This is a genomic window from Chitinophaga sp., assembly GCF_035761305.1.
Taxonomy (GTDB): domain Bacteria; phylum Bacteroidota; class Bacteroidia; order Chitinophagales; family Chitinophagaceae; genus Chitinophaga.
Genome location: NZ_DASTRI010000061.1, coordinates 20,590 through 28,943, shown reverse-complemented (window position 1 = coordinate 28,943; position 8,354 = coordinate 20,590). Strand labels below are relative to the sequence as shown.

5 protein-coding genes are annotated in these 8,354 nt (G+C 50.6%); 2 read left to right on the top strand and 3 right to left on the bottom strand.

Translation table 11 applies throughout. From position 1 onward, the window contains the following. Positions 1–80: 80 nt before the first annotated feature. The 3 genes from ltrA to VFS25_RS06020 all read right to left on the bottom strand — a co-directional run bounded on the left by ltrA (position 81) and on the right by VFS25_RS06020 (position 6,380). Complete coding sequence (gene ltrA / locus VFS25_RS06030; RefSeq protein WP_326461223.1) at positions 81–1,349, bottom strand: group II intron reverse transcriptase/maturase; 1,269 nt, start codon at positions 1,347–1,349, stop codon at positions 81–83. A 638-nt stretch (positions 1,350–1,987) separates the two neighbouring features. Next, the gene (locus VFS25_RS06025; protein WP_326461222.1) at positions 1,988–3,283 is read right to left on the bottom strand and encodes an amidohydrolase family protein; all 1,296 of its coding nucleotides are present in this window, start codon (positions 3,281–3,283) and stop codon (positions 1,988–1,990) included. 22 nt (positions 3,284–3,305) lie between these two features. Beyond that, positions 3,306–6,380, bottom strand: coding sequence for an amidohydrolase family protein (locus tag VFS25_RS06020; protein ID WP_326461221.1), 3,075 nt, complete (start codon positions 6,378–6,380; stop codon positions 3,306–3,308). Between the two features lie 214 nt (positions 6,381–6,594). Between VFS25_RS06020 and VFS25_RS06015 the strand changes: the two genes are divergently transcribed. Next, on the top strand, positions 6,595–7,026 hold the full coding sequence (locus VFS25_RS06015; RefSeq protein WP_326461220.1) for a hypothetical protein: 432 nt from the start codon (positions 6,595–6,597) through the stop codon (positions 7,024–7,026). Next, on the top strand, positions 7,023–8,333 hold the full coding sequence (locus VFS25_RS06010; RefSeq protein WP_326461219.1) for a glycerate kinase: 1,311 nt from the start codon (positions 7,023–7,025) through the stop codon (positions 8,331–8,333). The genes VFS25_RS06015 and VFS25_RS06010 overlap by 4 nt, the downstream gene beginning before the upstream one ends. The last annotated feature ends 21 nt before the right edge of the window (positions 8,334–8,354 follow it).

Here is an 8,354-nt window from a genome sequence, read left to right as displayed (position 1 = left end):
AATTGAGTAGGAAGGTAGCGATTAATTCGCTACCTGTCCCCTCCAGCCACCGTACATACGGACCCGTATACGGCGGCACATCAGAATAATACAGTTGGAAGGGTACTTAACTCTTTGAGAGATAGGTACCCTTCTCTTTTTAGTAACGAACTGTTCAAGGCTCTTTGCAAGATCGGGCTGTGGCTTATTCGCCAGTATCCTTTGCGTGAGTTTCCCCATTGATATGCTTGCCATTCAGGCGTCCCTAACTTGACAAGCATGTTCACTCGGGAAGAAGGTTTCTTCCATTGCTTCCAGTAACATTGCCTGATACGGCATCGAACCCATTCATCCAAGCCGATGAACACGCTCTTTGCTTCGTTCAGTCTAAAGTATTGTACCCAGCCTTGATTTAATTGCCTCAGCATTTCGTAGCGCTTGTACATTGCGTACGGTTTGCTTCGCGAGGTAATTTCCCGAACTTTCGACTTATACTTTGCGATGCTACTCTTTGCAATGTTTAATCCCTTTTCCCCCTTTTTGTGATAGAAGCTGTAACCCAGTAGTTTACTTTTCCAGGGTCGTGTGGCCACACTTTTGGATTGGTTCACTTCCAGTTTCAACTCCTTTTCAATGTAAGCGCTCACACTTTTCAGTACCCGCTCGGCTGCTCGTTTGCTTTTCACAAACAGGCAGATATCATCAGCATAACGCACAAACCGGTGCCCCCGGCTTTCTAACTCTTTATCCAGTTTATCCAACAGTATGTTGGATAGAATAGGACTCAGCGGGCCGCCTTGGGGTGTTCCTTCTGTGTTGACAGTAGCTATTCCTCCTATCATCACCCCTGCTTTCAGATAACGATGGATCAGCTTGAGTACTCGCTTATCCATTATCCGTTGACTTAGCAGATTCATAAGATAGTCGTGATTAACCCGATCAAAGAATTTAGCCATGTCAATATCGACTACATGACTATGGCCCTCGTTTACGTACTGACGGGCTCGTACCAATGCCTGATGTGCATTGCGTTTTGGCCTGAACCCATAGCTGCTTTGACTAAATGTATCATCGTATATGATATTTAGTTGCTGTGCTATGGCTTGTTGGATCATCCGGTCCAGCAAGGTGGGGATGCCCAATATCCTTGTTCCCCCTCCCGGTTTCGGTATCTCAACTTTCCTTACTAATGATGGTTGATACTTCCCTTCCTGTATTGCGGTTCTAACCGATGGCCATACGGCTTGAACATGAGATTTATATCCTTCGATTTCTATCCCATCTATGCCGCCGCTGCCTTTGTTCGCCATTACCTGTTCATAGGCCCGGCGTACATTACGGCTATCCAGTATACGTTCAAGTAGTTCCAACTTGCATCATTTTTTTTTCTGTCCGCCTTGTTTCTTTCTTTCTTCAAAACCGTTGCTCAGCGCTTATTAATACCATCAGGCTTCCAGCCCTACTCTTTTAATATAGCCTTACCTGAACGGCAAGTTTTCTGCTTTCTTTGCAACGCTTCCGGTTCTGGATTTACTCCTTAGCTGCTGATGTCTGGCCCTTTCCTGCTTGGGCTGCCGGTACTATGACCAGAGCTGACTTCTGTAAAACCTGTAATGACATCTCTGTCACTCATTGCTCCTTCAGGACACGCGTCTCCCTCTGGCAGCAGTTTTACAGACCTCCCCGGGTAACATCATACACCTTCATCCCATGTGTTCGCTGCATTTACAAACGGTGATCTCGGATAGTTTGGGACTTTGACTTGTAATGCAGTCTCGTCCATCACATATTGCCTTATATGCAGTTTCTGTTCGTCGAACCGGGATTTTGCCGCCGGCTTTCTTCAGATTCCACCTCGCGGTGGACACCCTTGCCTTTGGCTAACGGTTCCCACTATCAAGGCCCGTAGAGGACTTGCACCTCCAAGTTTATGATCATACCGGGCGCACATTAAAAAAGACGCGAAGATTACCCGCGTCTTTTTTCTTTTTGCTTTTTTACTTTTTACTTACTTCAACCCATATTTATACTTATATCTTTCATACAGCTGCTTCTGCTTGTTATCCAGGTTCACTTCCCGGCCCTGTATAAAAGCATGTGTAATATTGTTGGAGCGCATATCCAGTATATCTCCTGTGCTTACGGCAATATTGGCGTCTTTGCCTGGCTCCAGGGAGCCGGTAGTTTTATCAATGCCCAGTATTTTAGCAGTGTTCAGCGTAATGGCGCTTAATGCCTCTTCTTTGCTGAGGCCATAGGCGCTGGCAGTGCCGGCTTCAAACATCAGGTTGCGCTGCTGCCAGAAACCTTCGTTGCTCAGGCAAAACAACACCCCGGCCTTTTGCAGCTCAGCGGCTGTTTTGTAAGGCTGGGCCACATCATCATCCTGCATAACAGGCAGGCTGTGAGGCTGCGCCAGTATTACGGCAATGTTGTTTTGTTTCAGCACGTCTGGTATCATCCAGGCGTCTGTGCCGCCCACTATTACCACGCTAAAGCCAAACTCCTTTGCAATGTCTATCGCCAGCAGCATTTCCTTTACCACGTTACAATGTATGTACAGCTTTTGTTCTTTGGTGAACAGCTTGCGCACGGCTTCAAATTTCAGGTTGGTTTCCGTATGTTTTTCGTTCTGCAAATAAGCCTTTGCTTCGCGGAAGAAAGCCCGTACCTGCTCTACTTTTTCAAGGGCTTCTTTTTCCCGGTCGTTGGCAGGCGGCTGCTGGCCACGGAAAGGATTGGAGGGCGGCCGCAGCTGCGGCATATAAAAGTGCTGGCCATCGTCGGTTTTATAAGCGGCGTCTTCCCAGTTCCAGGCATCCAGCTGTACTACAGAGGAGGTGCCGGATAACAGGTCGCCTTCCGGCGTTACCTGCGCCAGCAAAATGCCGTTCACACGCAGGGTGTTAATTACCTTGGAGTCGGTATTATAGGCTACCAGCGCGCGGATGTTGGGGTTCAGCTCCCCTACTTCCTCATAGTCGTTGGTGGCGCGCACGCTTTCCACTTCTGTAAGGCCCAGGTCTGTTACGGGTGCGATAATACCGGGATAAATGTGCTGTCCCTGTACATCTATTACCTGCGCATCTGCGCTGCTGGGCACATCCGCACCTACGGCAGTAATTTTTCCGTTGGCAAATGCTATGCTGCCGTTTTCAATTACCTGTCCGTTGCCTACATGAATGGTAGCGTGGGTTAGCACAATTGCTTTTTGTTGCGGAGGCGCCGGGTAAATGGTGGCCTGCGCCTGCGCCTGGCCGGTAAAAGCCAGGCAGGTGATATATAAAAAGAAATGTTTGATCATAACTGTTGTTGGGTTTGGGAAATTATATATTGTCTGTAATACCACGCTGGTGGCCGCTTTCCGTGTCTTCACAATTCCACAGCTCATCGCGGGTGGCTTTTACCTTTTGTACGGCGCCACCTTTTTTCTTTTCAGCCAGCATTTTTTGTATCAGGCGGTTACGTTCTGCTGCTATGCGTTGCTGCATTGCTGCATCGCGCTGCCGGTCAAAGTACACCACACCATCCACAATGGTTTTTTCTGCTTTGGCATAAATGCTCAGCGGATCATCAGACCATAACACCACGTCCCCGTCCTTACCGGGTTTAATGCTGCCCACCCTGTCTGCTATATGCAGCAGCCTGGCGGGGTTCAGCGTTACCATTTTCAGCGCGTCCTCTTCAGACATGCCGCCATATTTTATGCTTTTAGCAGCTTCCTGGTTCAGGCGGCGGGCCATTTCAGCATCGTCGGAGTTAATGGCTACGGTAAGCCCTACACGCTGCATAATGGTAGCGTTATAGGGGATAGCGTCCTGTACTTCCATTTTATACGCCCACCAGTCGGCAAAGGTAGAAGCGCCTGCGCCGTGCTTTTTCATTTTGTCGGCCACCTTGTACCCTTCCAGTATATGCGTAAACGTATTAATGGTAAACCCGAAGGTATCTGCTACGTGCATCAGCATATTTATTTCGCTCTGTACGTAGGAGTGGCAGGTAATAAAGCGTTTGTGGTTCAGTATTTCTACCAGCGCGTCCAGCTCCAGGTCGCGGCGTTTGCCGGGGCCCTGCTTTTCATAGTCGCGGGCGCGGGTAAATGCATCTGTAAGCACCTGGTCTACCCCCATGCGGGTTTGCGGGAACCGGGTCCGCTGGCTCTCGCCCCAGTTAGATTGTTTTACGTTTTCGCCCAGCGCAAACTTGATGAACGGGTCCCAGCCTGCAAACTTCAGTCCTTCTGCATCAGCGCCCCAGCGCAGCTTTATGAGCTGCGTTTGCCCGCCAATGGTGTTGGCAGAACCATGCAGCAGGTGGCTGGTGGTAACACCGCCGCTGAGCTGGCGGTAAATATTAATATCCTCCGGGTTCACTACGTCGGCTATACGTACTTCTGAGGTAACAGACTGGGTGCCTTCATTTACGCCTCTTGTAATAGCAATGTGCGAATGCTCGTCTATAATTCCCGGCGTAAGGTGCTTGCCGGTACCGTCTATTACCAGGGCATTGCCGGCGGGCAGGTTCCGGCCTACCTGTGCTATCTTGCCTGCCCGTATCAGCACATCTGTATTTTCCAGCCTGCCCTGCTGTTCGTTGGTCCATACAGTGGCATTCTTAATAAGAATGTCCTGCTGCTTTGGCTGGGGAGCTTCCCATCCGTAACCGTTAAACGGATAATATATTTTTGACAGGTCCGGGGCTTTTTTCTTTGGGGCAGTATCTGGCGGCGGCACAAATGCTTTTGTAAAAGTAGCGCTCCATTTAACCGGGTTGCCGCTGGTGTCCTGGCCGTTGCCGTTCAAGGCATTATCTCCCAGCATGCCGCTCAGGCGCAGGGTGCCGGCGCTTTTCTTTGCCAGGGGAAAGGCCAGCCTTACCAGCTTGCCTTCTACCGTAATGGTGCCGCCCAGGGTATCGGCCGGTTGTATTACTGAAAGGGCAGGCGCTACAGGCGTGCCTTTGACCAGTATGGTATAGGTAGCGCCGGGACTTAGTGTAAGCGTGTACGTGCCACGTATATCCGTCCACCCGTTTTCATTAATAATATACCGCTTGCCCTGCACCCAGTTCTGGTATATTACGGTGTGCTCATCAAACAAGGGGCCGGAGGTGATCAGGAAGTTGGCCAGCTTGCCCGCATCCACGGTGCCAACCTGGTCGCCGGCTTTAATAAAGGAAGCCGGTATTTTGGTGAGGGCATCCAGCGCTTTCTGTTCGCTTAAGCCATAATCAATGGCCTTGCGCAGGTTGGTCATGAATTGTTTAATATCCTTCATCCCAGCTGCGGTAAGGCAAAAAGGAATGCCGGCCTTTTCAAAGGCGGCGGGCTCCGAAGGCGCCAGCTCCCAGTTTTTCAGGTCACCCAGGGCTACAAAACGGGCGTCGTTCGGATCTTCAACATCCATGGCGGCGGGAAAGTCGAGCGGCAATATGAAAGATGCCTTTGTAGCGGCCATTTCCGCCATGCGCTGGTATTCGTTACCAGACGCCTTGATGATATATTGTACGCCAAATTCATCGCCTATTTTTTTAGCGCGCAGCACATCCCATTTATCATCCGCTTCAAATACCTGGGGCAGTGTTTGTTCTTCATTCCAGGCCTGCAGCGTCAGGTTCATACCTTCTTTTGCCGGATGTGTTTTGTACCACTGCGCATCCAGGTAGGTTTGCCGCAGCAGGGCAATGCTGCCCATGAGCGAGCCGGGATAATTTTGCGTAGAGCTGCCTTTATCAAAGGAATATTGCGCCGATGCTTTTTCGCGGATCATTACCTTATTTTCCCGGTCGTTTGCCAGGGTTACCAATGCGCCGGTACCGCGGGCAATACCATCCTGCTGGTGGGTAAGCACAGCGCCAAAACCAGCCTGCCGCAGGGCTTTGGCCTTTACTTCATCTGTTTTAAAGATAGTGGCGGCATTTATTTCGCTTTTAATCGCCTGGTTCCAGCCAAACGCACCTTTGGTATTGGAAAGGAACTGCGGCGGGGACCGGAAGCCCCCGAACGATTTCTTTACAGGCTGTGTGCCGTAATCGCTGTAAATATCTACAAAGGAAGGATAAATGTATTTTCCTTTACAGTCTACCACCACGGCATCCTTAGGGATGGCTGCCCCTGCTGCTGCGCTTATAATGCGCCCGTCGCGGATCACCAGCGTGGCATCCTGCAGGGTGATGCCTGCTTCTTTTACAATAGTAGCATGGGTAAATGCATAGCAGCCTTCGCGGGGATCTGCCACACCATTTACCGGGAAAGTTTCCTGCGCCCTGGCATAGCTGCCTGCCAGCAGCGCGCCCAATAACAGGTGAAAGATTTTTGCACGCTTACGGCTCACAAGCCGGGGTAGCGGTACCAAACGGCTTATACGGCCGGTACCGGTTACATAAGCTGAGGGTTGCTCCATACGAATTGATTTTGTTTTGCGGTTTAGATGATGGTTTGGTTTTCAGGCAGTGGCAGGTCGTGGTAAAAGCTCCTGATCACGTGTATATGCTGATTTGCCTGTGAAAGACTAAATTTAATACAGGTATATTTATTTTATAGGATTTTTTATGAGTGGTAGTTTCAGTACCTTAGTCCTAAGCCGAATTTCGATTGTAAGACACAATCCTTTGACTATGAATAAACATACGTTGACTACCTTCCTGTTTTGCCTGTTGTTTAGCATAACAGCATTGGGCCAAACACCGGTAAAGGATAGCAGCCATACCATTAAAAGAGGCCGGTGGACCGCGGAAGGAAGGGCCGACAAAATGAGTGATAAGCTTTACCGGGAGCTGGGCCTTACCCATGCGCAGGATAAACAGATTTATGCCATTAATGAAGATATTATCCGCCGCCGCGATGCTATTAAAGCCGATAAAAACCTGGCTGCCAAAGAACGTATGCAGCAGCTGAAAGCCCTGAACGAAGAACGCAGCCAGCGCTTTAAGACGGTATTAACGCCCGCACAATATAAAAAGTGGAATGACTGGGAAATGAAAAAGCGGGAGCACCTGGAGGCCAAAATGGATAAAAAGCAGGAACGGAAACTGGCCAGGAAAGAATGAAAAACGATGCAGCATCAGCGGCCATATCCATTTTCCGGCAAGCCGTGGCAGCAGTACAGCCCCAACACCTTATTCCCCGGCAGGTGCAGGTGCAGCATAACGGCTTATGGATCTCCGGCAAATTTTTTCCTTTAAAATCACACAGCCGCATTTTTGTTACAGGCGCAGGTAAAGCCGCTGCTGCCATGGCTCAGGCGCTGGAAGCCCTTGAAATGCCCTATGCCTTACAGGGATTGGTGATCACTAAATATGAACATGCCTTACCATTACAACATATACAGGTAGCAGAAGCTGGCCACCCGGTACCGGACCATAACGGCGTACTGGCCACCGGGCAAATGCTGGAGCTGCTGGCAGCTGTTACCCCTGACGACCTGGTGCTGTTTCTGCTGTCGGGCGGCGCATCGGCCCTGCTGATAGACTACCCGCCCGGCTCCGGCCTGGAAGATGTACAAGCGCTGTTTGACCTGCTGCTGAAAAGCGGCGCCACCATTCATGAAATGAATACGGTGCGCAAACATGTTTCTGCCGTTAAAGGCGGGCAGCTGGCATTAAAAGTATGCCCGGCCACGTTATGTACGCTTATATTAAGCGATGTGGTGGGCGACGACCTGGATGTTATAGGCTCCGGGCCAACCGTGCCTGACCCCTCTACTTTTGCAGATACCTGGGACATACTGGAAAAATACCAGCTGCTGCAAAAAATACCTGCTGCTATACACGCATACCTCCAGCAGGGCGTTAACGGCATGGTGGCGGAAACGCCCAAACCGGGCGCTCCGGGCTTCCGCACTACCCGTAATTACCTGGTTGGCACTAACCGCATTGCGTTACAGGCTGCTGTGCAATATGCCACAGCACAAGGCTATCATACCACGCTGTTAAGCAGTGAGGTTACCGGTAATGCGCAAACGCTGGCGCAGGCCCTGGCACAACAGGCCATTCGCTGGAACGGGCCGCGCCCCGCCTGCCTGCTGATGGGCGGAGAAAGCACCGTAGTAGTAACCGGGCAGGGCCTGGGCGGCCGCAACCAGCAGCTGGCGCTGGCTGCCGGCATAACATTACAGGCGCATCCGCATATCACCCTGCTAAGCGCAGGTACCGATGGTACGGACGGGCCTACCGATGCTGCAGGCGCCGTGGTGAATGCAGCTATTATGCAAAAAGCCGCCGCGCTTGGGCTGCAGCCGCAGGCCTACCTGGCAAATAACGACGCCTACCACTTTTTTGCTGCCGCAGGCGGGTTAATAAAAACCGGCCCCACCCAAACCAATGTGATGGATGTGATGATTGCGATTATTAATTAAGAATGAAGAATTAATAATTAA

Excerpts from the sequence above, each read along its gene's own strand:
- VFS25_RS06020 (WP_326461221.1), bottom strand. The coding sequence starts at position 6,380 with ATGGAGCAACCCTCAGCTTATGTAACCGGTACCGGCCGTATAAGCCGT.
- VFS25_RS06025 (WP_326461222.1), bottom strand. The coding sequence starts at position 3,283 with ATGATCAAACATTTCTTTTTATATATCACCTGCCTGGCTTTTACCGGC.
- VFS25_RS06010 (WP_326461219.1), top strand. The coding sequence starts at position 7,023 with ATGAAAAACGATGCAGCATCAGCGGCCATATCCATTTTCCGGCAAGCC.
- VFS25_RS06015 (WP_326461220.1), top strand. The coding sequence starts at position 6,595 with ATGAATAAACATACGTTGACTACCTTCCTGTTTTGCCTGTTGTTTAGC.